The following is a 22,632-nucleotide window of genomic DNA, read 5'->3' as shown; positions in this document are numbered from 1 at the left end:
CGAGACCCCGCTTTGCAGAACCGGCAAAGCGGGGTCTCGTCGTCCGGGCCGCTGGATAGGCTGGAGTCATGAAGATCGCCCGATTCAGCCATGACGACGCCATCCTCTTCGGGATCGTCGACGAGAAAGACCTCGTCGTCCTCTCGGGCGACCCTCTCTTCGCAGGCTACGAGCCGACCGGTGACCGTGTGCCGATCGCTGACGCCGTCATCCTCGCCCCGGTGATCCCGCGATCGAAGATCGTCTGCGTCGGCAAGAACTACCACGACCACGCCGCCGAGATGGGCGGAGAGGCCCCCGAGGAGCCGCTGCTCTTCCTCAAGCCGAACACCGCCGTGATCGGCCCGGGCGACACGATCGTGCGCCCGGCGATCTCGGAGCAGACCGAGTACGAGGGCGAACTCGCCGTCGTGATCGGCAAGGTCGCGAAGAACGTCTCGGCGGCGGATGCCCTCGACTACGTGCTCGGATACACGATCGGCAACGACGTGACCGCCCGCGACCTGCAGCGCAAGGACGGCCAGTGGGCGCGAGCGAAGGGCTTCGACACCTTCTGCCCGCTCGGCCCGACGATCAACACCGACTTCGACCCGTCCGAGGCGACGATCGAGACGCGCGTCAACGGAGAGGTCCGCCAGAAGGCGCCGCTGACCGACATGATCCATTCGGTCGAGGAGATCATCGCGTACGCGTCGGCCGTCTTCACACTGCTCCCGGGTGATGTCATCCTCACCGGAACGCCCGCGGGCGTGGGCACCTTCGCGGCCGGTGACACGGTCGAGGTCGAGATCACGGGTCTCGGCATCCTGCGCAGCGCCGTGCGCGACGCCGTTCCCGCGGCATGAGCGCGCCGGCCCTCACCGCCGCGCAGCAGTCGGCGGTGCAGCGCCGCACGGTCCTCGTCCTCTCCCTCGGGCAGGTTCTCGGAGGGATCGCCTTCGGCGCGACGGTGTCGCTCGGCGCGCTCCTGGCCGCCGACATCTCGGGAGACGACGCACTGTCGGGGCTCGCGACGGCGTCGGTCACGCTCGGCGCGGCGCTCTGCGCGATCCCGCTGGCGCGTCTCGCCGCGCGGGTAGGCCGTCGAAGGGCACTGACCCTCGGCAACCTCTTCGCGCTCGTCGGCATCGCGGTCGTCATCCTCGCTGCGTCGCTGCGCGTCTTCCCGCTGCTGCTGGCGGGCATCCTCATGATCGGCGCGGGCAACGCGGGCAACCTGCAGTCGCGCTTCGCCGCGACCGATCTCGCCGTTCCCGCCCATCGAGGCCGCGACCTGTCGATCGTCGTCTGGGCGACCACGATCGGTGGCGTCGCCGGCCCGCTGCTGCTCGGGCCGGGGGAGATCGTCGGCGCCTCGATCGGGATGCCGCCGCAGACTGGGTCGTACGTCTTCTCGTTCGTCGCGCAGTCGGCGGCCCTCGTGCTCTACCTCGTCGCGCTGCGCCCGGATCCGCTGCTGGCCGCGCAGCGCATCGCGACCGTCGCGGCGTCGGCCTCGAGCGTCCAGGCCGTCGACCGCCCCGTCGTCGCGCGCTACGCGATGTTCGCGATCGCGGGTTCCCACGTCGTGATGGCCTCCGTGATGGCGATGACCCCGATCCATCTCTCGCACATGGCGCACAGCATGCACGCGGGGCACGATACGGCGGCTGCCGCGGCCGACGTCTCGCGGCTCGTCGGGATCACGATCGCGCTCCACGTCGCCGGGATGTACGCCCTCTCCCCGGTCTTCGGCATCCTCGCCGACCGCTGGGGGCGGCTGCAGGTCGTGCTGTTCGGGCAGGTGCTGCTCGGCGGGTCGTTGATCTTCGCGATCTTCGCCAACGACCGGGCCTGGGGCGTCATGGTCGCCCTCATCCTTCTCGGTCTCGGCTGGAGCGCCGCGACCGTCGCCGGTGCCGCGCTGCTGACCGAGTCGAGTGCACCCGAGCTGCGCACGCGCCGGCAGGGGCGCAGCGACTCGCTGATGAGCCTGTCGGCGGCCGCCGGCGCGGTGCTGGCCGGGGTCATCCTGTCGAACTTCCAGTACGCGGGACTCGGGATCGCGGCATCCGTCCTGGTGCTGATCATCGTCGCGCTGTCACCTCTCGGCCGCCGCGCACGCTCGTGAAGTCCTGGGCGGGAGTGGGGGAGGCGTATGCGACCTCGTACGCATCGCTCTGCGCGGGCACGGTCGGCACCCTGCTCGACGCCCTCGGGCCGGCTCGGGGACGCTCGCTGCTCGACGTGGGCGCGGGAACCGGAGAGCTGGTCGCCCGCGCGACAGGAGCCGGATGGACGGTGACCGGTTGCGAGCCCGAGCCGACGATGCGGGAGGTCGCCGGGCGTGCGCATCCCGGACTGTCGTTCCTCGCCGCGGCGCTCCCCGAACTCCCGTTCGCGTCAGCGTCGTTCGATGCGGTGACGGCGAACTTCGTGCTCAACCATGTCGTCGATCCGCGAGCATCGGCTCAGGAGATGACCCGGGTGGCGTCGCACGGTGGTCTGCTCGCCGGCACGATCTGGACATCGTCTCCGTCGTGGTTCTGGCTCGAGGTGTGCGAGCGGGCAGGCGTGACGCCTGCCGCTGGCGAGCGGCTTCCGGCGCACAAGGACTTCGAGCGCACCGTCGGGGGCTTCTCCACGATGCTGGCGGACGCCGGTTGGCGGGACACCTCGACGACCGAGCAGACATGGACGTGGGAGGCTGCGCCGGAGACCCTGTGGAGCTCGGCGGAGGGCGGCGTCGCCTCTGCGGGCCAGTTCTATCGCAGCCTCGATCGCGAAGAGCGTGCACGCTTCCGATCCGGTTTCGATGAGGCGTGTGCCGTCCACGCGCGCGGCGGGATGGTTCCCCTGCGTCATTCGGCGGCGGTGGCGGTGGGGCGCGCGCTCTAGAATCGAAGGGCTATGGCTACTCCTCACCCCCTCACCACGACCGCCAGCGGTGCCGACGTCCGCGTCCGCTTCTGCCCGTCGCCCACCGGCCTGCCGCACGTCGGCATGGTTCGCACCGCTCTCTACAACTGGGCGTACGCGCGCCACAACGGCGGCAAGCTCGTCTTCCGCATCGAAGACACCGATGCGGCGCGCGACAGCGAGGAGAGCTTCCGGCAGCTCGTCGACGCCCTCACGTGGCTGAAGATCGATTGGGACGAGGGCGTCGAGGTCGGCGGACCGCACGAGCCGTACCGCCAGTCGCAGCGACACGACATCTACCGGGGTGTCATCGACAAGCTCATCGCCTCGGGTGCCCTCTACGAGAGCTACTCCAACGCCGAGGAGATCGACGCCCGCAACGAGGCCAACGGTCGTGCGAAGCAGCTCGGATACGACAACTACGACCGCACGCTGACCGAGGAGCAGAAGGCCGCCTTCCGCGCCGAGGGCCGCCAGCCCGCTCTGCGTCTGCAGGTGCCGGATGAAGACCTCACCTACGTGGACCTCATCCGCGGAGAGGTCACCTTCCCCGCCGGGTCCTTCCCCGACTTCGTCGTGGTGCGCCCGAACGGCATCCCGCTGTACACCTTCGTGAACCCGGTCGACGACGCGCTCATGGGCATCACGCACGTGCTGCGCGGCGAAGACCTCATGCCCTCGACCGCCCGTCAGCTCGCGCTCTACGCCGCGCTCATCGACGCAGGCGTCACGACGTTCGTGCCGCGCTTCGCCCACATGCCGCTCGTGCTGGGGGAGACGGGCAACAAGAAGCTCTCGAAGCGCGACCCGCAGGCCGACCTGTTCCTGCACCGCGAGCGCGGCTTCATCCACGAAGGTCTCCTCAACTACCTCGCCCTGCTCGGCTGGTCGATCGGTCACGATCGTGACGTGTTCTCGCTCGACGAGTTCATCGCCGCGTTCGACATCGAGAACGTCAACCCGAACCCGGCCCGCTTCGACCAGAAGAAGGCCGAGTCGATCAACGGCGACCACATCCGCATGCTCGACGTGAAGGACTTCGCCGAGCGCACGATCCCATATCTCGCCGCGGCCGGGCTCTTCGACGAGCCGACCCACGAGCAGCTCGTGCTGGCGTTCCGCGCCGCTCCGCTCGTGCAGGAGCGCGTGCAGTTGCTGGGGGAGGTGCCCGGCATGCTCGGCTTCCTCTTCACCGACGACATCGCCTACGAGGCCGATGCGCTCAAGGGCCTCCCGGCGAACGCCGGCGAGCTGCTCGACGCCTGCGTCGCGGCGCTGGAGCCCGTCACCGAGTTCACTCCGGAGAAGATCCAGGATGCCCTGGCGACGGCGCTCGTCGAGAACCTCGAGCTCAAGCCCCGTGTCGCCTACGGCCCGCCGCGCGTCGCGATCACCGGTCGCCGCGTGTCGCCGCCGCTCTTCGAGTCGATGGAGCTGATCGGCAAGGACGAGACACTGCGTCGCCTGCGTCTGCTGTCGGAGACGCTGGCGGGCTGAGACGCCCGACGAACCGCCTGGAGGAGGACCCCGTTCGCGGTGGTCCTCCTCTTCGCGTTCGGGGCACGCGCACGGGAGCGCGACACGCGCGGCGGGAGCCGCTCCATTTGGCGCTTCCCGATCCGTCCGGTAGGCTTGACTCTCGGTGCGAGGCTCCGGTTTCGCCCTTGGGGTATGGTGTAATTGGCAACACGGCGGTTTCTGGTTCCGTTGTTCTTGGTTCGAGTCCAGGTACCCCAGCAAGACGAAGAGGCCCGGAATTCCGCGAGATGCGGAACCCGGGCCTCTTGCTTTGCCTGCGGGGAGCGGGCCCCGGAGGGCCTACTCGCACTCCCCGATGAACTCGAGGTAGCAGACGGCCTCGTGGGTGACGGCGGGCTCGTAGTCGTCGTTCGACACCTCGCGGGTCGCGGTCTCCGCGGTCTTCGTCAGATGCCCGAACGACCCGAGCGACGAGACGTACATGCCCTCCTGATCGAGGCCGCGCATCCGGTCGATCTCGGTGCGGTGCTGCGTGCAGAGCAGAGTCGCCGCCCCCGTCAGCTCGACATCTGCGCAGGCGCCGGCGTACTGGGCCTCCATGAGGCCGATGCAGTCGGTCCAGTCCTGGTTGACCGTGCACGGGCTCACACCGTCGTCAGCGACGTTGTAGAGGCCCGTCTCGTACTCCTCGGTGTGGAACGTCTCGGGCTTCTCGGCGACATCGGTCTTGGTCCAGTGGCGCGCGGTCGTGAACGCGATCACGACGACGATGATCGCGGCGATCACGAGGGCGCCCACGATCGAGAGGGTGACCCACAGGCCGGTGCGCTTCTTCTTGGCGGGGGCTTCCCCTCCCGGCGTTCCGTACGGTGTGGTCGCTGCGTACGGATCCCCGGGCCCGCCGTAGGGCGCGCCCGTCGGGCCGTCGTGCGGCGCGGTCGCGGCGAAGGCGGCCGGCGCGGCGAACGCAGCGGGCGCGGCTCCGTATGCGGCGGTCGGGGCATCGGATGCCGGTGCCTGATCGACGGGCGGCGACGGCTCCGCGGGCGGAGCGGCAGGCGGGGGAGCCGCGGCGAAGCCGCCGACCGGTGCGCCGGTATACCCGTCAGACGCAGAAGAAGGTGCGGGCGCGGCCTCGGATGCAGGTGCAGGCGCGGGTGCCGCGGCCTCGGGCGCCGGGGGAGCGGGCTGACTGATCGACTGCCAGTACCTGTACCAGCTCTGGCTGGCCTGGGGATCGGCGACGACCTGCTGGGCCTCGGCATCCGAGAGCTGGATGCCCAACGACTGGCGCGCCTGCGCATTCAGGAGGTACGAACGGAATTCATCGAGTGACAGGCCCATGCTGGCGATGATGGCAGAAACCCGCAGCGCGCGACAATCCGGTTGGGTATTCCTCCCCATGCCCGCCGCACCTAGCAGAGCGCACGCGAACGTGACCAGCCCCTTCTCGGATCGGGTGCCGGCGGGCAGAGTGCTGGCATGGCAGCTCTCGTGCGCGTGATCCCCGGTGAAGACCTCGGCTTCCGAAGGATCCGATCGGGATCCGGCTTCCGTTATGTCGACAAGGGCGGTGACGCCGTACAGGAGGCCGATCGGGAGCGTATCCACGACCTGGTCATCCCGCCGGCGTGGACGGACGTCTGGATCGCCGCGGACCCGCTCGCGCACATCCAGGCCGTCGGCGTCGACGGAGCGGGGCGCAAGCAGTACCTGTACCACCCGCTCTGGCGGGTCAAACGCGACCGCCACAAGTTCGGCCGCGCGCTGGCCCTCGCCGAAGCCCTTCCGCATGCGCGGGGGCGGGTCACCCGAGCATTGCAGCACGAGACCCTCTCCCGCGAGAAGGTGCTGGCCACCGCATTCCGGTTGCTCGATGACGGAGCCCTCCGGATCGGGTCGGAGCGCTACCTCGTGCGCCACGGCAGCCGCGGCCTGACGACGCTGCGCCGCCGTGACGTGCACGTCGAGGGGAACGTCGTGTCGCTCTCGTTCCCGGCGAAGAGCGGGCAGACCGCGGCGATCGAGATCACCGACGACGTGCTCGCGGCCGTGCTCGACGATCTGGCCGCTGGCCCGGACCGGGCGCCGCTCCTCGCGTATCGGCGGGGACGCCGGCGCGTGAAGATCACGCCCGCCGAGGTGAACCGCTACCTCAAGGACGTCACGGGCGACGCGTTCACGGCGAAGGACTTCCGCACCCTCCACGGCACGATCCTCGCGGCCGACGCCCTCGCGCGCATCGGCCCGCTCGACTCGCGTCGGGATCGCGAGCGCGCCGAGCGCCTCGCCGTACAGGCCACGGCCTCCGCGCTCGGCAATACGGTCGCGGTCGCCCGGGGCAGTTACATCGATCCCCGCGTCTTCAAGCTGTACTCCCGCGGGAAGACGCTCGACCTCTCGGTCGCCCCGGAGACCGCGATCCGCCGTCTTCTGGGCGACACGAGGCGGCGTCGCTGATCAGCTCTCGCGGGGGTAGGTGTAGAAGCCCTCACCCGTGGCCACGCCGAGCTTGCCCTGGTCGATGTAGCGCTCCTTGATGAGGTCGGCGAATGCCTGCTGCTTCGCGTCGCCCATCCGCGAGATGTTGTAGGCGGTCGTGAGTCCGACGATGTCGTAGATCTCGAAGGGGCCGGCGGGTGCTCCGGTGCCGATGCGCCATGTGGCGTCGATCGCCTCCGGCTCCGCGATGCCGTCGACGAGCAGCTCGCCCGCAGCCTGGAGGAAGGGCACGAGGAGGGAGTTGAGGAGGTAGCCCGCCTTCTCCTTCTTGATCTCGATCGGCACCATGCCGATGCGGCGTGCGAACTCGACGACCTCGGCATACACCGCCGGGTCGGTGGAGGGAGTGCCCATCACCTCTGCCGTGTTGTGCGACCAGATCTCGTTGGCGAAGTGCAGGGCGAGGAAGCGGTCGGGGCGCCCCGTCGAATCGGCGAGCGCGCTCGGGAGAAGGGTCGACGAGTTGGTCGCGAAGACGGTCGACGACGACGCGGCCTCCGCCATGCGCCGGTAGATGCCCTGCTTGAGCTCGAGGTTCTCGGGAACGGCCTCGATCACGAGGTCGGCTGCGGCGACGGCGTCTTCCAGATCGGAGGTCAGACGGATCCGCGGGATGGCCGCGTCCGCGCCGCCGTCGGCTGCGCCCTCCACCGAATCCGCCACGTACCGCGCGGCCAGTCCGCGGAATCGCTCGCCGGCCCGCTCGAGGGCCGCATCGTCGATGTCGTAAGCGGTGACGTCGAATCCATGGAACGCGGTCTGGAACGCGATCTGCGATCCGAGGACGCCGGTGCCCAGGACGGTGATGTTCTTCATTTCTCTTCCTTCTTCTGCGGCCTCGTGGGCCGTTCTCGGGGACGACGCGTCCGGGTCAGGACGCGTCGGCGGTGCGGTCGAACCTTTCGAGATCGTGCGCGAAGCGGGCGACCTCGCCGTCGGACCACGGAGCGAGGTGCGCCTCGACGATCCGCTGGAGCGACGTGAGCGCACGGTGGAAGGCATCTGCGCCGTCCTTCGTGAGCTCGAGCGGGCGTCCGCGTCCGGTGTCGTTCGGCGTCTCGCGGACGAGTCCGAGACGGATCAGCGCTGCGAGCTGGCGTGAGACCGTCGATCGGTTGAGGCGGAACATGCGGGCGATGTCGGTGGAACGGATGCCGGGCTGCTCGGCGATCGCCATCATGATCGACTGCTCGGTCATCGAGAGGGGAGTCTCCTCGTCGCGCGCGTCGGCGAGGCCGCGGCGGGTGATCGCGACGAGAGAGCGGAGCACGCTCATGCTGTGGTCCTGACGATCCATGTCCATCTCACCCTCCTGTTGCTTGATGCAACGCTACGCCGATGTGTTGCATTCCGCAACATACTCACGGGATGGCCTGCACCCCGACGGTGCGGATGGGAGGATGGAGGGATGGAAACCGCCAACCTCACCCGTGACGAGACCGCGGCGCGATCCGCCGCGATCACCGCGCACCGGATCCGTGTCGAGCTCGATCTCGCGGGCGCTCCCGAGCGCGCGCGGACAGGCTTCCACTCCCGGACCACGCTCGAGTTCGACGCCACGGCGACCGAGACCTGGCTCGACTTCATCGGGGAGTCGGTCGAGCGCGTCGTGGTCAACGGCGACGAGGTCGAGGTCGAGTACGACGGCGCCCGCATCGCTCTGCGCGGTCTCGCGGCCACGAACACGGTCGTCGTCGATGCCGTCGGTGCCTACAGCCGTTCGGGCGAAGGTCTGCACCGGTTCCACGATCCCGCCGATGGCGAGACCTACCTGTACACGCAGTACGAACCGGCGGACTCGCGCCGGGTCATGGCCTGCTTCGAGCAGCCCGACATCAAAGCGTCGTACACCTTCGTCGTCGATGCGCCGGCCGGCTGGGAGGTCCTCTCCAACCAGGCCGCCGTGCGCACCGAGGCGGGCGTCGGTATCCAGCGCGTCGAGTTCGCTCCGACGCTGCCGATCTCGAGCTATATCACCTCGGTCGCTGCGGGCCCCTACGCCCGTGTCGACGGGGAGTGGCAGGGCGGCGACCAGCGCATCGCGCTCGGGGTGTTCGCCCGCCGATCGCTCGCCCAGTACCTGGAGGCGGAGGAGATTCTCGAGGTCACCCGTCAGGGTCTGGGCTTCTTCGCGGAGGCGTTCGCCTATCCGTATCCCTGGGGCAAGTACGACCAGATCTTCGTGCCCGAGTACAACCTCGGGGCGATGGAGAACCCGGGGCTGGTCACCTTCACCGAGGCGTACCTCTCCCGCGGCGCGGCGACCGATGCCCAGCGCGCGGCACGAGCGAACACGATCCTCCACGAGATGGCGCACATGTGGTTCGGCGACCTCGTGACGATGCGCTGGTGGGACGACCTCTGGCTCAAGGAGTCCTTCGCCGACTACATGGGTGCCCACGCCTCGGCCGCCGTGACCCGTTACACCGATGCCTGGGTGACGTTCGCGGCACGGCGCAAGGCCTGGGCCTACCAGCAGGATCAGCTGCCGACGACGCATCCGATCGTCGCCGACATCACCGATCTCGAGGCCGCCAAGCTCAACTTCGACGGCATCACGTATGCGAAGGGCGCGTCGGTCCTCAAGCAGCTCGTCGCCTTCGTGGGCGAGGACGCGTTCTTCGAAGGAGCCCGCCGCTACTTCGCCGCCCACGCGTTCGGCAATACGACGCTCGACGACCTGCTCGTGCAGCTGAGCGCCGTCTCGGGTCGAGACATGGGCGAGTGGTCCCGGGCGTGGCTGGAGACGACGGGCATGTCGACGCTGCGGCTGGAGGAGACGGACGATGCGGATGCCGCAACCCGTGTGCTCGTGCAGACCGACCCGCGTCCGCACCGCCTGCGCATCGGTCTGTACGCCCACGAGGGGGAGCGGCTCGTGCGTCGCGAGCAGATCGCCGTCGACATCAGCGAGGAGCGCACGTCGATCGTCGTCCCCGAGGCGGATCTCGTTCTGCTGAACGACGACGACCTCACCTATGCGAAAGCGCGTCTGGATGAGCGCTCACTCACCGCCGTCGAGGAGTCGCTGTCGGCGATCGACGACCCGCTCGCGCGTGCACTCGTCTGGTCGTCGCTGTGGAACGCCACCCGCGACGGCGATCTCGATCCCCGGCGGTATCTCGGCATCGTGCGCGCGCACGCACCGCTCGAATCCAACAGCGGGCTCCTCACCGGCGTCCTCGCCAACGCCGCGTTCGCGATCCGCCACTTCGTCGCGGACGCGCATCGCGACGCGGAGCAGCGGTCCTGGCTCGCGGCGTCGCTCGTCGCCGTGTGGGACGCGGATGCCGGCAGCGATGCACAGCTGTCGTGGGCGCGCGCCTTCGCCGGGGCATCCGCGTACGACGACCACCATGCCGAGCAGGTGCGGGAACTGCTGGGCGGGCACGTGCCCGACGGCCTCGTCGTCGACCCCGACCTCCGTTGGCAGCTGCTGACCGCGTTGGCGACCACCGGGCACGCCGATGCCGCGGAGATCGCCGCCGAGCTCGAGCGCGATGACACCGGAAGCGGCCGGACGGCCGCGCGTCGCGCGCTGGCCACCCGTCCGGAAGCCGATGTGCGTGCTGCGGCCTGGGAGGCGGCCTGGAACGACCTCTCGCTCAGCAACGACCACCTCGATGCCGAGATCGGGGGGTTCCGTGCCGGCGGACGCCGTGATCTCATCGCGGGCTTCGACGCGGAGTACTTCCGCCGCATCGGCGACGCGTGGCGGAGCCGCAGCATCGAACTCGCGCGGCGCCTCGTGCTCGGGCTGTTCCCCTCGTCGGACACCACTGACGCGGCCGACGCCTGGCTGGCCGAGAACGCGGAGGCGCCCGCTGCCCTGCGCCGACTCGTGCTCGAGCAGCGCGATCACCTCGCCCGCGAGATCCGCGTGCGGGCGGCGCAGAGCTAGGGCGTCCGCGGTTCGAGGGCCATGCCCATCACCGTGCGCACGATCCACGGATGCGCGCGGTCGTCGTCGATGTGGGTCATCCCCAGGTTCTCGGCGACGCCGCGCGAGGCGCGGTTCTCGGGATGGATGATCGCCGTCAACGCGATCGGCGCGTAGCGCTGTCGTGCGAGCTCGACGCAGGCGTGCGCGGCCTCGGTGGCGAAGCCCCGTCGTTGCATCTCCCGTCGCACGTGGTACCCGACCTCGAGCACACGCTCGTCGTTCACCGATTGCCAGGTGAGTCCGCAGTCTCCGACGAACTCGCCCTCGTGGGTCTCGATGATCCACAGGCCGTGGCCGTCCTCGGCATAGCGAGTGCGCATCCGTGCGATCCAGTCGGCGCTCTCCGCCCGCGTCTTCGGTGCCGGGTAGTAGGCCATGACCTCGGGGTCGCCGAGCATCGCCGCGACGCGGGCGAGGTCGTCATCGACCATCTCCCGGAACCGCAGGCGTTCGGTCGGGTGGGGGAGGAGGCTGAGTGTCGACATCAGATGTCGAGCGATTCTCCCGGCTCGAGCACGAAGAACTCGCCGCCGCCCTGCTGAGTCGCCCACTCCAGACGCTGGCGGTGCATGGTCTTTCCCGCCACCGAGAGTGTCATGTCGTGCGTGCCGAAAGCTCGGCGGGGCTTCACCGCGAGGACGTAGTCGATCGCCTCGCCGATCTTCAGCCACGGGGCACCGAGGGGTGCCGCGAGAGTGCCGACCTCGACGCCCTCCGGCACGGCGTAGGAGTCGCCGGGGTAATACAGCTCGTCGTTCACGAGCACGCCGACGTTCTCGATGACGGGGATCGACGAGTGGATGATCTCGTGCGTTCCGCCGAAGAAGCGCAGAGTGAATCCACCGACCGTGCGCGTCTCGCCGGGGGAGACGACGGTGATCTCGTAGCCCTCGGCCGCGCGGGCGACACCCGCCGGTCCGAAGATCGGAACGCCCGGCGCCATCCGCAGGATGCGGTCGAGATGCTCCGGCGTCCAATGATCGGGGTGTTCGTGGGTGAGCACGACGGCGACGACGTCGCCGAGGTCGTCGAGCGGAGTGGTGAAGGAACCCGGATCGATGAGCAGGGTCTCACCGTTCTGATCGATGCGGAGGCTGGCATGTTCGAACTTGGTCACGCGCATGCGTCGAGTCAACTCCCTCTCCGTGCGCCGTGCAAACCCTTGACTTTCCCTGCGCCACGCCCGGGCGACGCGATGCCGAGGCCTCGATTTGGCGTCGTGAGAAATGCCGTGGCATACTTGAACGGTTGTCGCGCGACGGAAACGAAACGCAGACGGCCCCATCGTATAGCGGCCTAGTACGCCGCCCTCTCACGGCGGTAACGCGGGTTCGAATCCCGCTGGGGTCACACAACAAGAGAAGGCCCCCGGTTCTCCGGGGGCCTTCTTCGTGCGTCGACGTCTGGTCTCAGGTCGCGCGCTTCGCGCCGGTCAGCCACAGCGCGACCGCCGTCGTCACCAGAGCCGCCGCGGCGAGCGGGAAGTCGAGCCCGTACATCGTGATGCCGATCACCGGGGAGACGAACACGAGCACCGCGACGGTCGTCGCTGCCGGGGAGGGGAAGCGCGCGGGTGTCTGCCGCGGAGCCTTCTCGAAGCGCACGAGCCACAGCGATGCCAGCCACACGGCGCCGAGGACGATCGCGAAGAACACCGGACGCGTCCACCACCATGCGGCGCTTCCGGGGGTGGGCATCGGCAGGGGCAGCAGCAGCTCGATCCCGATGAGCACGAGGATCACCGGGAAGTGCCAGAGGTAGATCGTCATCAGGCGGGAACCGATCAGGAAGACCGCGCCCTGCGCCGGTCGCGTGCGCATGAGAGCCGTCAGCGGCTGGCGCAGGAGCGTCAGCCCCGCAGCCTGCACGATCGCCAGTAGCGCCATCGGCGCGGTCGGAGGCCACTGGTTCGTGAGCATGCTCGCGGGATATCCCGCGATCGCGACGAGCGCCCAGAGAGCGCCGTAGCCGGCCACGAAGATCGTCGCGAGCTGCCACCGACTGCGCCGTGCGAACCAGCCGTCGTAGAGGAAGAAGCCCACCTGCTGCGCGAACAGCCAGATGAAGACGATGTTCGGGATGCCGAAGATCTCCTGGCCGAAGCCGTACCCCGTCGGCGGCACGCGATCGATGCCCAGCAGCTCGCCGAGAACCAAGAACCGGAAGGCGTCGACCGCGAAGCCGGCGAGCAGCAGCACGACGAGTACGCGCGCGCCGAACCGCTCGTGCAGACGCATCATGAACGGCGCGCACGCCTGAGCGATCAGATACGCGGCGAGGAACCACAGCGGTGAGCCGACGCCGATCGCGATCGAGTCCACGAAAGCGGGATCGAGGTCGATCAGCCGTGTGACGCCCAGGGCGACCGTGAAGAACACGAAGACCGGGAGTGTGGGGCGGGCGAGCCGGGCGAGCCGCACGCGCACGAAACCGTCGGCCGTCTCTCCTCGGGCGGTCGCGGAGCGCCATCCCGCGCGCGCCGCGTATCCGCCGACGACGAAGAACAGCGGCATGATGTTGACGATCCACGTGCCGGCGACGAACCAGGACTGCAGCTCGACGGTCTTCTCGATCACCAGAGATCCGTCCGAGCCTCGGCCGACCCCGGTGAACAGGATGTGCACGAAGACCACGAGGAGCACGCACGCCACGCGTGCGAGGTCGAGCGTGAGGTCTCGTCCGGCGGGGACGGTGCGGGTCGTCGTGTCGGCGGCGGCGCGAGTCATGCCGAAGACTCTAGCGCCGCGAGGCCGTCGCCCAGGTGCCCGTGCCGTCACCTGTGCAGAAAGCCCCGAAGGGGCACCCGCAGAGTATGCGGGCGCCCCTTCGGGTTCGAGCGTCGGTCAGGCCTCGACGTCGGATGCCGCAGCCGTCGCAGCGTCTCGTCGCATCCGGCGTGCCCGACGGATGAGCCAGATCACGAGCACCACGGCGCCGGCGATCGCGGCCCAGGGGAGGAGGAAGCCGACGGCGATCACGAGAGCGTTGAGCGAGACGATGAGCCCGTTCCACCCCGCCCACAGCCCGTCACCGAACCCCGCGGGATCGGCGGTCGTCGTCGTGGCGGTCCGGGTCAGCTGCACCTGGAGGCTGGACATCGCGACCTGGTCGTCGAGCGCGGCGAGCTGCTGCTCGTAGGACTCGAGTTGCGCCTGGCGGTCGGTCAGCGCGACCTCGGCCTCGATGAGCTCCGAGACGGATCCCGTCTGCGCCATGAGTTCGGTGAGCCGCTGGACCGAGGCCTTCGTCGCGTCGACACGCGCCCGGAGATCCACGGCGACGTCGGTGACGTCCTGGCGGGAGATCGACGACGACAGCACCTCCCCGGATTCGTCGAGCTCGGCGATGACCGCCGCCAGGTCGGCGGACGGTACGCGGATGCTGATCCACCCGTACCCCGAATCCGCCGGAGCGGGCTCCGACGCGCCGTCGACGGCCAGGGCCTTGCCGACCTCGGTGCTCTCGACGTACCCGCCGTGCTCCTCGGCCAGCGCGCTGATGGCGTCCGCGGCATCCGCGATGTCCTCCACCTCGAGCGTGGCGTTCGCGTTCGCGATGATCTCGCGGTCGGCCGTGGCGACGTCTCCGCTCGCGAGCGAACTCGATTCGGCGGCGCTGTCGAGGCTCGCACTGCGATCGCCGGAGACACCCTGCTCGGGCATCGCGACACCCGGGACGGGCGCATCGACGGCGGGCGAGCTGAAGCCATCGGCCGTGCTCGAGGCGCCGCCGGAACCGACGACGCCGAGGATCGGGGGCGTCACCAGCACGCCGACCGCGAAGGCCGCGGCGACGCCGACACCGGTCAGCCAGCGACGGCGGCGCGCTCCGGCACGCGCAGGGGCCACCTGCGGGGCCGGGCCGGGAGCGCGCTCCTCGGCGATCTGGGCGAACACGGCGTTCTCGATGCGCGTGACCGCCTCATCCGACAGCTCGGGCAGCTCTTCCGGGGTGGTCTGGTCGTTCATGCGTCTCTCGCTTCCTGGACGGCGCCCCGCAACTGGGTGCGCACTCGGGAGAGACGGTTCCGAACGACGGCGTGACTCACACCCAGCTCCTCCGCGGCCGCCTGATAGGCGTACCCCTCGGTGGCGCAGAGGCGGAAGATCTCGCGATCGATCTCGCTGAGGTTTCCCACCTCATCGGCGATCCGAGCCGCGAGCGCCGCCGTGATGACCTGCTCCTCGACGTTCACCGTGTCGGGGAGGGAGTCATCGAGCGCGTCGGAGGTGTGCGCCTGATCCCGCCGCCGCTGCCGCAGGCGATTCGCCGCCTGGAAGCGGCAGATCGTCGCGAGCCACGGCAGGATCGACTCGCCCTGGAGGTCGAGTGCGGGGAGCTTGCGCCAGGCGACCAGGAAGGTCTCCTGGGCGATGTCCTCGGCATCCGCGGGGGAGGAGAGGATGCCGTAGGCGATCCAGTACACGGGTCGGACATGTGCGCGGTACAGCTCGCGGAAGGCGCTCTCGTCACCCGACGCGGCCTGCGCCGCCCATCTCTGATCACTCGTCTGCGTAGGCATCCTGATTCCGTTCGGTGTCTCTCACCCGGAGAGTGTCGAGGGATGCCCCATCGTCTCAGAATCCTCCGCGCGCCGATATCGTCGGCGCTCCGATAGCATTGCGTCTGCGAGGGGGAGTATCCCGGATCCGCGCGTAACGTCATCACGAGCACCAAGGCCGCTGCTCCGGGCGCGCGACGCACCGTGTGCGGGGGAGAGACTCTCGATCCTTCTAGACCCTTCGCGAAAGCTGTCGTTCCCCGTGGAAATCCCTCTCTGGTTCGAGATCACCTCGATGATCGTCCTCACGGTCATCCTCATCGGCGACCTCCTGCTCATCCGGCTCCGGCCGCACATCCCCTCCACGAAGGAGTCGACCCTGTGGGTCGTCTTCTACGTCGGGCTCGCCCTGCTGTTCGCCCTCCTCCTGGGCAACGTCGGCGGGTGGCAGAACGCCGGCGACTTCATCACCGGGTGGGCGCTGGAGTACAGCCTCTCGGTCGACAACCTCTTCGTCTTCGTGCTGATCATGGCCCAGTTCGCCGTGCCGCGGCGTCTGCAGCAGCAGGTCCTCATGGTGGGCATCATCATCGCGCTGCTCCTGCGCGGTGCCTTCATCCTCGTCGGCGTCACGATCATCGAGAACTTCTCCCCGATCTTCTACATCTTCGGCGCCTTCCTCGTGTGGACGGCGATCCGCCAGGCGATGCCCGAGGGCGACCACGACGGCGAGGTGCAGCGCGAGAACTTCATCGTGCGCCTGCTGCGCCGCCGGATCGACATCAGCGAGACGTACGACGGATCCAAGATCCGCACGACCGTCGACGGCAAGCGCATGTGGACCCCGATGATCATCGTGTTCATCACGATCGGAGTGACCGACCTGATCTTCGCGATCGATTCGATCCCCGCGATCTTCGAGATCACGACGAACGGGTTCCTCGTGTTCTCGGCGAACATCTTCGCTCTCATGGGCCTGCGTCAGCTGTACTTCCTGCTCGGTGACCTGCTCGACCGCCTGCGTTACCTCCATTACGGCATCGCGGTGATCCTCGGGTTCATCGGCATCAAGCTGATCCTGCACGCGCTGCACGTCAACGAGCTGCCGTTTATCAACGGCGGTGAGCACGTGGAATGGGTGCCCGACATCGACAACATGGTCTCGCTCGGAGTCATCCTGGTCTCGATGACCGTGGCGACCATCGCGAGCCTGATCGCGGCTTCGCGGGAGAAGCGGGCGCAGAAGGTGGCACCGCCCGCGGAGTGATCCCGGAGAGACGCGACTCGGGCGCGGATCACTCCGCCGACCAGAGGATCTCCGCGTCGAGGGTGGCGTCGATCGTCTGACGGAGCAGTGCCCCGACCGATTCCGACTGCAGAAGCGAATAGCGGTCGTACTCGCCGAGCGGGGCGATCGCGGCGAGCTGCCAGGACGCGGCGAGGGGATCGTCGGAGAGTTCGGTGTTCGGATCCCAGCGGGCCTCGGGTGCGCGGGCGAGCACGCGCCGCACGATCGACTCGCCCTCGGCGAGCAGGGGAGTCAATCCGTCGTGCCACTCCAGAGTGGGGAGCGGGGTCAGTGCGGCCCGTGGATGCGGGTCGTCGTCGAGCCACTGCTCGACCAGGAAACGTTCCGTGCCGACGGCGAGCGCATGCAGCACCTCGGTGTCGGCGGACACGCTGACGAGCCGCGCCAGGGTTCCGACGCGACTGCGCTGATCGCCACCGCCCGCCTCGGCGCCGCGCTCGATCAGCACGACGCCGAACTCCGGATCCTCTTCGTCGAGCAGCCGCCCGATCATGGTGAGATAGCGGGTCTCGAACACGCGGAGCGGGAGCGGGGTGTACGGGAACAGCACCGAACCGAGGGGGAACATCGGCATCGGGTTCATGGGATCAGTCAACACCCCGCGCCGCGCGGAGGCCAGCGACGTACAGTGAAGAGATGCGCAGACCGCTCCCCGTCACTCCCGCGCCCGGCCAGGAATCGGTGTGGGACTACCCGCGACCGCCTCGAGTGGAAGCGGTGGCGGCACGCGTGACGATCCGGCTCGGTGGCGAACTGATCGCGGACACCCACCGGGCGATGAGAGTGCTCGAGACGAGCCACCCGCCGGTCTACTACCTCCCGATCGCCGACTTCGCACCGGGTGCGCTCACTGACGCGGCCGGTTCGTCGTTCTGCGAGTTCAAGGGTGCAGCGCGCTATCTCGATGTCCACGGCGGAGGTGTCGTGCGCGCGGGCGCCGCATGGAACTACCCGGCTCCGACGCGGGGTTTCGAAGCGCTCGAGGATCGCGTCGCCGTGTACGCCGGGCCCATGGACGAGTGCACGGTCGGCGGAGAGATCGTCGTCCCGCAGCCGGGTGGTTTCTACGGAGGCTGGGTCACGTCCGCCGTCGTGGGTCCGTTCAAGGGGATCCCGGGCTCGATGGGCTGGTAGTTCCCGCCCGCCGACGATCAGAACGCCCGCAGGTTCGCCTGCAGCCCGCCGTCCGCGTACTCACGGCGCAGGATGCCGCGCCGACGGAGGATCGGCACCAGCTCGTCGAGCGTGCGGTGCAGGGTCACCGGGTGGAAATCGCCCCAGAGCAGTACGCCGTCGTTGCCCCACTCGCCGAGCTCCTCGATCAGGTCGGCGAACTCCTCCGCCGTACCCACGAAGCCGCTCCGATCGCTGATGCGTCCGGCGCGGACGAGGGCGGTGAGGTGCGCGCGCAGGGGGGCGTCCTCGCCGCGGTCGCCGATCAGCCGCTGGATGCTTCCGCGTGACACGTGTGCGCCGAAGATCGACAGATCGAGCGGGCGATCGAGGTCGAGTCCGGTGAGATCGGTCTCGAGGTCGCTCGACTGCTTGCGCGCGATCTGCTCGAGGGCGGCGTCATCGGGATGGGCCGAGGCGGCGACGATCCGGTCCGCTTCCTCGGGCGACGAGACGATGACGGGCTGGATGGCGAACAGGATTTTGATGTCCTCCGGGCGGCGTCCGCGTTCGATCGCCGCATCGTGGATCTTCTTCCGATACGCGCGCACCGACTTCTCGTTCAGTGGCGCGAGCGCGAGCTGCACATCGGAGTTCGCGCCCGCGAAGCCGAGGCCGCGGCCCGACCCGCCCGGCGACACGATCGCCGGTTCGCCGTCGGTGAAGGGGATCGCGTTGAGCGGCCCGTCGAAGGAGTAGTACTCGCCGCGGTGCTGTACCGGGCGCAGCTTCGAGCCGTCGGCATAGACGTCGCTGTCACGATCGAGCACGAGGGCTCCGTCGTCCCAGCTGCGCCAGAGCGCGCGGATGCCGTCGAGCCATTCCTCCGCGCGGTCGTAGGCCTCGTCGTGCCCGAGCTGCGCCGCGCCGGAGAAGTGACGGGCGCTCCCGGTGTCGGTGACGACGTTGAGACCGAGGCGATGTCCGCTCAGATGCTGGAGCGTGGCGAACTGGCGGGCCGACGTGAACGGCAGGGACGCCGCGGGATTCACCGTGGGCACCACGCCGAGATGCTTCGTCGCCTGGAACAGGTAGGGGGCGAGCAGCAGAGGGTCGTGCTTGGGCCCACCGAAGGCGTGGCGCACCCGCAGATCGATGGTCGAGGGCGATCCGAGCGAGGGGCCGTCCTCGATGATCACCAGATCGAATCCGGCCTGCTCGAGCGTGCGCGCAGCTTCCTGGTAGATCTCGGGTCGTGTCCAGTCGTAGTCCCAATCGAGCGACGGGTAGCCCCAGCCCTGCGGTCCGAAGCCGCGCGCGAGGAACCAGCCGAAGTGCTGCGGGCGGCTCATGCGACGACCTCCCGAACGGTCTCGAGCACGCGCGACAGATCGGCGATGAGGTCGTCGATGTCCTCGATGCCGATCGAGATGCGCAGGGTACCCGGGTGCACGCCGAGGGCGAGGCGCTCGTCCTCGGTGCGGTGGGAGTGGCTGGTCGTGCCCGGATGCAGCACCAGGGAGCGGACGTCGCCGATGTGCGTCATGTGGATGAAGACGCCGACGCTCTCGACGAAGTCGCGTGCGGCGGGGAGGCCTCCGCGGAGGGTGACGGTGAAGATGGAGCCGAACCCGCCCTGGAGATAGCGCGCCGCGGTCGCGTGATCGGGGTGGGTGGGGAGACCGGCGTAGTCCACCCGCTCGACGTCGGGATGCTCCGACAGCCACTCGGCGACCGCTTGGGCGTTGTGCGACTGCCGTTCGACCCGCAGTCCGAGCGTCTCGACGCCCTGACCGATGAGGAAGGCGTTGAGCGGGGAGGGAGAGGCGCCGAATCGAGGAGCCACGCTCTCCCGGGCGTACGCGATCCGCGCGTTCCCACCGTGCCGTGCGGCGACACTCGGCTCGCCGTTGCGGCCCGGGAGAACGAGATGGGGAGCATTGTGTCCGGCGACCGCCGGGTCGAAGCGGCCGTCGTCGACGATCACACCGCCGAGCACCGAGCCGTGCCCGGCCAGGAACTTCGAGGCGGAGTGCACCACGATCGCCGCTCCGTGCTCGAGCGGACGCACGAGGAACGGCGTCGCGAGCGTGTTGTCCACGATCAAGGGGATGGCCGACTCGTCGGCGACCGCGCTCACCACGGCGATGTCGAGGATGTCGTTGCGGGCGTTGGCGATCGACTCGGCGAACAGGGCCCGGGTGTTCGGACGGATGGCGGCGCGCCAGGCATCCGGATCGGCGATGTCGTCGACGAACGTCGTCTCGATCCCCAAGCGGGAGAGATTGTCGAGGAAGAGTCCGCGACTTCCCTCGTAGATGTGCGTCGACGAGACGATGTGGTCGCCTGCGCCCGCGACCGTCAGAAGGGCGGTCACGACCGCCGCCTGACCGCTCGCGACGAGCAGGGCATCCGCCCCGGACTCGAGCGCGGCGATCTGCCGCTCCACGGCCCGAACGGTCGGATTGCCCGTGCGGGTGTAGCCGAAGCCGGCTCCGGTGCCGAAGTGATCGGCGGCGTGATCGAAGTCGTCGAACTCGAAGCCGGCGGTCAGGTAGATCGGCGTCGCGCGCGCAGCGGCGGAGTCTCGCGTCCTCGCGGCGTGCACGGCGCGAGTCGCGAAGCGGGCGTTGTCGGCGGTCATGCGATGCCTCTCGATGATTCGGGTGAACAGTAGAGTGTCACGGCGCGTCATCGGGCGCCGAAGCGGTGGTAACCTGACGTCATGCGGATCGTGCTCCTTCTTAGCGGCCGCGACGAGACCTCGTTCTGAGCCCCTCCTCGTCGCGGAGTCCATCGTGGGCCGAACCGCCAGCTTCAGGAGAAGAGCCATGAACACCCCCGCAGTCGACGTCGATTCCTCACGCCCGAGAACCCTGGCCGAGAAGGTCTGGGACGACCACCTGGTCGTCAAGGGCGAGAACGGTGAGCCGGATCTCATCTACATCGATCTGCACCTCGTGCACGAGGTCACCAGTCCGCAGGCCTTCGACGGCCTGCGCTCGGAAGGGCGGCCGCTGCGCCGCCTCGACCTCACGATCGCCACGGAGGACCACAACACTCCGACGTGGGAGATCGACAAGCCGATCGCCGATCTCACCAGCCGCACGCAGATCGAGACGCTGCGCCGCAACGCCGCCGAGTTCGGAGTCCGCCTGCACTCCCTGGGAGACGCCGAGCAGGGGATCGTCCACGTGGTCGGCCCGCAACTCGGACTCACCATGCCGGGCATCACGGTCGTCTGCGGCGACTCGCACACCTCGACCCACGGTGCCTTCGGCGCCATGGCCTTCGGCATCGGTACGAGCGAGGTCGAGCACGTCATGGCGACCCAGACGCTGCCCCTGAAGCCGTTCAAGACGATGGCCATCAACGTCGAGGGAACGCTGCGACCCGGCGTCACCGCCAAGGACATCATCCTTGCCGTGATCGCGAAGATCGGCACCGGCGGTGGCCAGGGCTACGTGCTCGAGTACCGCGGCAGCGCGATCCGCGCCCTCTCGATGGAGGGGCGCATGACGATCTGCAACATGTCGATCGAGGCAGGTGCCCGCGCCGGGATGGTCGCGCCCGACCAGACGACCTTCGACTACCTCGAGGGTCGTCCGCACGCGCCGAAGGGTCAGGACTGGGAGGATGCCGTCGCCTACTGGCGCACGTTGCCCTCCGACGACGGGGCCGCCTTCGACGCCGAGGTGTTCATCGACGCCGACGACCTCGAGCCGTTCGTGACCTGGGGCACCAACCCCGGGCAGGGAAGTTCGCTCTCGGCGGCGGTGCCGGATCCCGCCGCGATCACCGATCCGAACGAGCGCGCCGCCGCGGAGCGCGCACTCGAGTACATGGACCTCACGCCGGGGACGCCTCTCAAGGAGGTGCCGGTGGATGCCGTCTTCATGGGGTCGTGCACGAACAGCCGCATCGAGGACCTGCGCGCCTTCGCATCGATCATCGAGGGCAAGAAGAAGGCGGACGGGGTGCGCGTGATGGTGGTGCCGGGCTCGGCGCGTGTACGCCTCGAGGCCGAGGCCGAGGGCCTCGACCGGATCATCAAGGACTTCGGCGCCGAGTGGCGTTTCGCCGGGTGCTCGATGTGCCTGGGCATGAACCCCGACCAGCTGGCACCGGGGGAGCGCTGCGCATCGACCTCGAACCGCAACTTCGAAGGCAGGCAGGGCAAGGGCGGGCGCACGCACCTCGTGTCGCCCCTCGTCGCGGCGGCCACGGCCATCCGCGGAACCCTGTCGAGCCCGAGCGATCTGGAGGTCTGATCATGGAGAAGTTCACCACCCACACCGGCATCGCCGCTCCTCTGAAGCGGTCGAACGTCGACACCGACCAGATCATCCCCGCCGTCTTCCTCAAGCGGGTCACCAAGACCGGCTTCGAGGACGCGCTGTTCCACGGCTGGCGGCAGGACCCCGAGTTCGTGCTCAACCAGCCGTCGTATCAGGGCGCCTCCGTGCTGCTGGCCGGCCCCGATTTCGGCACAGGCTCGAGCCGTGAGCACGCCGTCTGGGCGCTGCGCGACTTCGGCTTCACAGTCGTGCTCAGCCCGCGCTTCGCCGACATCTTCCGCGGCAACTCGGGTAAGCAGGGCTTGCTCGCCGCAACGATCTCCGAAGAGGATCTCGAGCGTTTCTGGGCCGAGATCGAGCGGAATCCCGGGGTTCGGATGACCGTCGACCTCGAGGCGCGCACCGCGTCGATCGGCGACATCCAGGCCGACATCGGTATCGACGATTACACTAGATGGCGGCTCCTCGAAGGGCTCGATGACATCGGGCTCACGCTGCGCAACGAAGACAAGATCGCGCAGTTCGAGGCCCGTCGCGAGTCGTGGCGGCCCCGGACCCTTCCCGTTCAGTAACGCGGTGGAGGCGGGTG

General features: G+C 68.9%; 21 protein-coding genes and 2 tRNA genes. 12 read left to right on the top strand and 11 right to left on the bottom strand.

The genetic code is table 11. The annotated features are described in order from the left end of the window. The first annotated feature begins 68 nt into the window (after nucleotides 1–68). From WFJ97_RS03415 to WFJ97_RS03395, 5 genes are all read left to right on the top strand, one after another. On the top strand, nucleotides 69–845 hold the full coding sequence (locus WFJ97_RS03415) for a fumarylacetoacetate hydrolase family protein (RefSeq protein WP_247632345.1): 777 nt from the start codon (nucleotides 69–71) through the stop codon (nucleotides 843–845). Then, nucleotides 842–2,110 (top strand): MFS transporter, encoded by a 1,269-nt coding sequence (locus WFJ97_RS03410; protein WP_336640481.1) that lies wholly within the window; start codon nucleotides 842–844, stop codon nucleotides 2,108–2,110. Before WFJ97_RS03415 ends, WFJ97_RS03410 begins: the two co-directional genes overlap by 4 nt. Further along, on the top strand, nucleotides 2,107–2,877 hold the full coding sequence (locus WFJ97_RS03405; RefSeq protein ID WP_336640480.1) for a class I SAM-dependent methyltransferase: 771 nt from the start codon (nucleotides 2,107–2,109) through the stop codon (nucleotides 2,875–2,877). Before WFJ97_RS03410 ends, WFJ97_RS03405 begins: the two co-directional genes overlap by 4 nt. A 12-nt stretch (nucleotides 2,878–2,889) precedes the next feature. After that, nucleotides 2,890–4,395 (top strand): glutamate--tRNA ligase, encoded by a 1,506-nt coding sequence (gene gltX, locus WFJ97_RS03400; RefSeq protein WP_336640479.1) that lies wholly within the window; start codon nucleotides 2,890–2,892, stop codon nucleotides 4,393–4,395. A 168-nt stretch (nucleotides 4,396–4,563) separates the two neighbouring features. Next, nucleotides 4,564–4,635, top strand: a tRNA-Gln gene (locus WFJ97_RS03395). 81 nt (nucleotides 4,636–4,716) lie between these two features. Here the strand turns inward: WFJ97_RS03395 and WFJ97_RS03390 are convergent. Further along, nucleotides 4,717–5,721, bottom strand: a complete 1,005-nt coding sequence (locus WFJ97_RS03390; protein WP_336640478.1) for a hypothetical protein — start codon at nucleotides 5,719–5,721, stop codon at nucleotides 4,717–4,719. A gap of 138 nt (nucleotides 5,722–5,859) precedes the next feature. Here WFJ97_RS03390 and WFJ97_RS03385 point away from each other — a divergent pair, with 138 nt between their 5' ends. Next, on the top strand, nucleotides 5,860–6,837 hold the full coding sequence (locus tag WFJ97_RS03385; RefSeq protein ID WP_247622650.1) for a DNA topoisomerase IB: 978 nt from the start codon (nucleotides 5,860–5,862) through the stop codon (nucleotides 6,835–6,837). On the opposite strand, the gene WFJ97_RS03380 is transcribed toward WFJ97_RS03385, so the two are convergent. Both WFJ97_RS03380 and WFJ97_RS03375 read right to left on the bottom strand, forming a co-directional pair. After that, nucleotides 6,838–7,695 (bottom strand): 3-hydroxyacyl-CoA dehydrogenase, encoded by an 858-nt coding sequence (locus WFJ97_RS03380; RefSeq protein WP_336640477.1) that lies wholly within the window; start codon nucleotides 7,693–7,695, stop codon nucleotides 6,838–6,840. 55 nt (nucleotides 7,696–7,750) lie between these two features. Then, the gene (locus WFJ97_RS03375; protein ID WP_336640476.1) at nucleotides 7,751–8,176 is read right to left on the bottom strand and encodes a MarR family winged helix-turn-helix transcriptional regulator; all 426 of its coding nucleotides are present in this window, start codon (nucleotides 8,174–8,176) and stop codon (nucleotides 7,751–7,753) included. Nucleotides 8,177–8,287: 111 nt separating this feature from the next. Here WFJ97_RS03375 and pepN point away from each other — a divergent pair, with 111 nt between their 5' ends. Beyond that, a complete protein-coding gene (pepN, locus tag WFJ97_RS03370; RefSeq protein ID WP_336640475.1) occupies nucleotides 8,288–10,780 on the top strand; it encodes an aminopeptidase N in 2,493 nt (830 codons plus the stop codon). On the opposite strand, the gene WFJ97_RS03365 is transcribed toward pepN, so the two are convergent. Continuing rightward, nucleotides 10,777–11,307: a GNAT family N-acetyltransferase gene (locus WFJ97_RS03365; protein WP_336640474.1), complete on the bottom strand. Its 531-nt coding sequence runs from the start codon at nucleotides 11,305–11,307 to the stop codon at nucleotides 10,777–10,779. The genes pepN and WFJ97_RS03365 overlap by 4 nt on opposite strands. Then, nucleotides 11,307–11,945 (bottom strand): MBL fold metallo-hydrolase, encoded by a 639-nt coding sequence (locus tag WFJ97_RS03360; RefSeq protein ID WP_247622645.1) that lies wholly within the window; start codon nucleotides 11,943–11,945, stop codon nucleotides 11,307–11,309. Before WFJ97_RS03360 ends, WFJ97_RS03365 begins: the two co-directional genes overlap by 1 nt. 154 nt (nucleotides 11,946–12,099) lie before the next feature. On the opposite strand from WFJ97_RS03360, the gene WFJ97_RS03355 reads away from it, so the two are divergent. After that, nucleotides 12,100–12,172, top strand: a tRNA-Glu gene (locus tag WFJ97_RS03355). Between the two features lie 59 nt (nucleotides 12,173–12,231). On the opposite strand, the gene WFJ97_RS03350 is transcribed toward WFJ97_RS03355, so the two are convergent. The 3 genes from WFJ97_RS03350 to WFJ97_RS03340 all read right to left on the bottom strand — a co-directional run bounded on the left by WFJ97_RS03350 (nucleotide 12,232) and on the right by WFJ97_RS03340 (nucleotide 15,344). After that, entirely contained in the window at nucleotides 12,232–13,548 is a 1,317-nt protein-coding gene (locus tag WFJ97_RS03350) for an acyltransferase (protein ID WP_336640473.1), read from the bottom strand. Nucleotides 13,549–13,665: 117 nt separating this feature from the next. Further along, on the bottom strand, nucleotides 13,666–14,790 hold the full coding sequence (locus tag WFJ97_RS03345; protein ID WP_336640472.1) for a DUF4349 domain-containing protein: 1,125 nt from the start codon (nucleotides 14,788–14,790) through the stop codon (nucleotides 13,666–13,668). Continuing rightward, nucleotides 14,787–15,344, bottom strand: coding sequence for an RNA polymerase sigma factor (locus WFJ97_RS03340; protein ID WP_336640471.1), 558 nt, complete (start codon nucleotides 15,342–15,344; stop codon nucleotides 14,787–14,789). Before WFJ97_RS03340 ends, WFJ97_RS03345 begins: the two co-directional genes overlap by 4 nt. 241 nt (nucleotides 15,345–15,585) lie before the next feature. Here WFJ97_RS03340 and WFJ97_RS03335 point away from each other — a divergent pair, with 241 nt between their 5' ends. After that, nucleotides 15,586–16,590: a TerC/Alx family metal homeostasis membrane protein gene (locus WFJ97_RS03335; protein WP_247622641.1), complete on the top strand. Its 1,005-nt coding sequence runs from the start codon at nucleotides 15,586–15,588 to the stop codon at nucleotides 16,588–16,590. Between the two features lie 28 nt (nucleotides 16,591–16,618). Here WFJ97_RS03335 and WFJ97_RS03330 read toward each other — a convergent pair whose 3' ends face one another. Then, nucleotides 16,619–17,215: an LON peptidase substrate-binding domain-containing protein gene (locus tag WFJ97_RS03330; RefSeq protein ID WP_247956059.1), complete on the bottom strand. Its 597-nt coding sequence runs from the start codon at nucleotides 17,213–17,215 to the stop codon at nucleotides 16,619–16,621. Between the two features lie 53 nt (nucleotides 17,216–17,268). Between WFJ97_RS03330 and WFJ97_RS03325 the strand changes: the two genes are divergently transcribed. Continuing rightward, nucleotides 17,269–17,766 (top strand): DUF427 domain-containing protein, encoded by a 498-nt coding sequence (locus WFJ97_RS03325; RefSeq protein WP_336640470.1) that lies wholly within the window; start codon nucleotides 17,269–17,271, stop codon nucleotides 17,764–17,766. Nucleotides 17,767–17,783: 17 nt separating this feature from the next. On the opposite strand, the gene WFJ97_RS03320 is transcribed toward WFJ97_RS03325, so the two are convergent. Together WFJ97_RS03320 and WFJ97_RS03315 are read right to left on the bottom strand one after the other, a co-directional pair. Beyond that, on the bottom strand, nucleotides 17,784–19,097 hold the full coding sequence (locus tag WFJ97_RS03320) for an LLM class flavin-dependent oxidoreductase (RefSeq protein ID WP_336640469.1): 1,314 nt from the start codon (nucleotides 19,095–19,097) through the stop codon (nucleotides 17,784–17,786). After that, a complete protein-coding gene (locus tag WFJ97_RS03315; protein ID WP_336640468.1) occupies nucleotides 19,094–20,389 on the bottom strand; it encodes an O-acetylhomoserine aminocarboxypropyltransferase/cysteine synthase family protein in 1,296 nt (431 codons plus the stop codon). Before WFJ97_RS03315 ends, WFJ97_RS03320 begins: the two co-directional genes overlap by 4 nt. A gap of 187 nt (nucleotides 20,390–20,576) precedes the next feature. Here WFJ97_RS03315 and leuC point away from each other — a divergent pair, with 187 nt between their 5' ends. Both leuC and leuD read left to right on the top strand, forming a co-directional pair. Further along, nucleotides 20,577–22,016, top strand: a complete 1,440-nt coding sequence (leuC, locus tag WFJ97_RS03310) for a 3-isopropylmalate dehydratase large subunit (RefSeq protein ID WP_247622636.1) — start codon at nucleotides 20,577–20,579, stop codon at nucleotides 22,014–22,016. Nucleotides 22,017–22,018: 2 nt separating this feature from the next. Continuing rightward, complete coding sequence (gene leuD / locus WFJ97_RS03305) at nucleotides 22,019–22,615, top strand: 3-isopropylmalate dehydratase small subunit (RefSeq protein ID WP_336640467.1); 597 nt, start codon at nucleotides 22,019–22,021, stop codon at nucleotides 22,613–22,615. Nucleotides 22,616–22,632 lie beyond the last annotated feature (17 nt).

The organism is Microbacterium sp. USHLN272 (genome assembly GCF_037149655.1).
In the GTDB taxonomy this organism is placed as follows: Bacteria; Actinomycetota; Actinomycetes; order Actinomycetales; family Microbacteriaceae; genus Microbacterium; species Microbacterium galbinum.
The sequence above is the reverse complement of the archived record's forward strand: the minus strand, read 5'-3'. Positions and strand labels throughout refer to the sequence as shown.

Excerpts from the sequence above, each read along its gene's own strand:
- WFJ97_RS03415 (WP_247632345.1), top strand. The coding sequence starts at position 69 with ATGAAGATCGCCCGATTCAGCCATGACGACGCCATCCTCTTCGGGATC.
- WFJ97_RS03410 (WP_336640481.1), top strand. The coding sequence starts at position 842 with ATGAGCGCGCCGGCCCTCACCGCCGCGCAGCAGTCGGCGGTGCAGCGC.
- gltX (WP_336640479.1), top strand. The coding sequence starts at position 2,890 with ATGGCTACTCCTCACCCCCTCACCACGACCGCCAGCGGTGCCGACGTC.
- WFJ97_RS03390 (WP_336640478.1), bottom strand. The coding sequence starts at position 5,721 with ATGGGCCTGTCACTCGATGAATTCCGTTCGTACCTCCTGAATGCGCAG.
- WFJ97_RS03385 (WP_247622650.1), top strand. The coding sequence starts at position 5,860 with ATGGCAGCTCTCGTGCGCGTGATCCCCGGTGAAGACCTCGGCTTCCGA.
- WFJ97_RS03380 (WP_336640477.1), bottom strand. The coding sequence starts at position 7,695 with ATGAAGAACATCACCGTCCTGGGCACCGGCGTCCTCGGATCGCAGATC.
- WFJ97_RS03375 (WP_336640476.1), bottom strand. The coding sequence starts at position 8,176 with ATGGATCGTCAGGACCACAGCATGAGCGTGCTCCGCTCTCTCGTCGCG.
- pepN (WP_336640475.1), top strand. The coding sequence starts at position 8,288 with ATGGAAACCGCCAACCTCACCCGTGACGAGACCGCGGCGCGATCCGCC.
- WFJ97_RS03365 (WP_336640474.1), bottom strand. The coding sequence starts at position 11,307 with ATGTCGACACTCAGCCTCCTCCCCCACCCGACCGAACGCCTGCGGTTC.
- WFJ97_RS03360 (WP_247622645.1), bottom strand. The coding sequence starts at position 11,945 with ATGCGCGTGACCAAGTTCGAACATGCCAGCCTCCGCATCGATCAGAAC.
- WFJ97_RS03350 (WP_336640473.1), bottom strand. The coding sequence starts at position 13,548 with ATGACTCGCGCCGCCGCCGACACGACGACCCGCACCGTCCCCGCCGGA.
- WFJ97_RS03345 (WP_336640472.1), bottom strand. The coding sequence starts at position 14,790 with ATGAACGACCAGACCACCCCGGAAGAGCTGCCCGAGCTGTCGGATGAG.
- WFJ97_RS03340 (WP_336640471.1), bottom strand. The coding sequence starts at position 15,344 with ATGCCTACGCAGACGAGTGATCAGAGATGGGCGGCGCAGGCCGCGTCG.
- WFJ97_RS03330 (WP_247956059.1), bottom strand. The coding sequence starts at position 17,215 with ATGAACCCGATGCCGATGTTCCCCCTCGGTTCGGTGCTGTTCCCGTAC.
- WFJ97_RS03325 (WP_336640470.1), top strand. The coding sequence starts at position 17,269 with ATGCGCAGACCGCTCCCCGTCACTCCCGCGCCCGGCCAGGAATCGGTG.
- WFJ97_RS03320 (WP_336640469.1), bottom strand. The coding sequence starts at position 19,097 with ATGAGCCGCCCGCAGCACTTCGGCTGGTTCCTCGCGCGCGGCTTCGGA.
- WFJ97_RS03315 (WP_336640468.1), bottom strand. The coding sequence starts at position 20,389 with ATGACCGCCGACAACGCCCGCTTCGCGACTCGCGCCGTGCACGCCGCG.
- leuC (WP_247622636.1), top strand. The coding sequence starts at position 20,577 with ATGAACACCCCCGCAGTCGACGTCGATTCCTCACGCCCGAGAACCCTG.
- leuD (WP_336640467.1), top strand. The coding sequence starts at position 22,019 with ATGGAGAAGTTCACCACCCACACCGGCATCGCCGCTCCTCTGAAGCGG.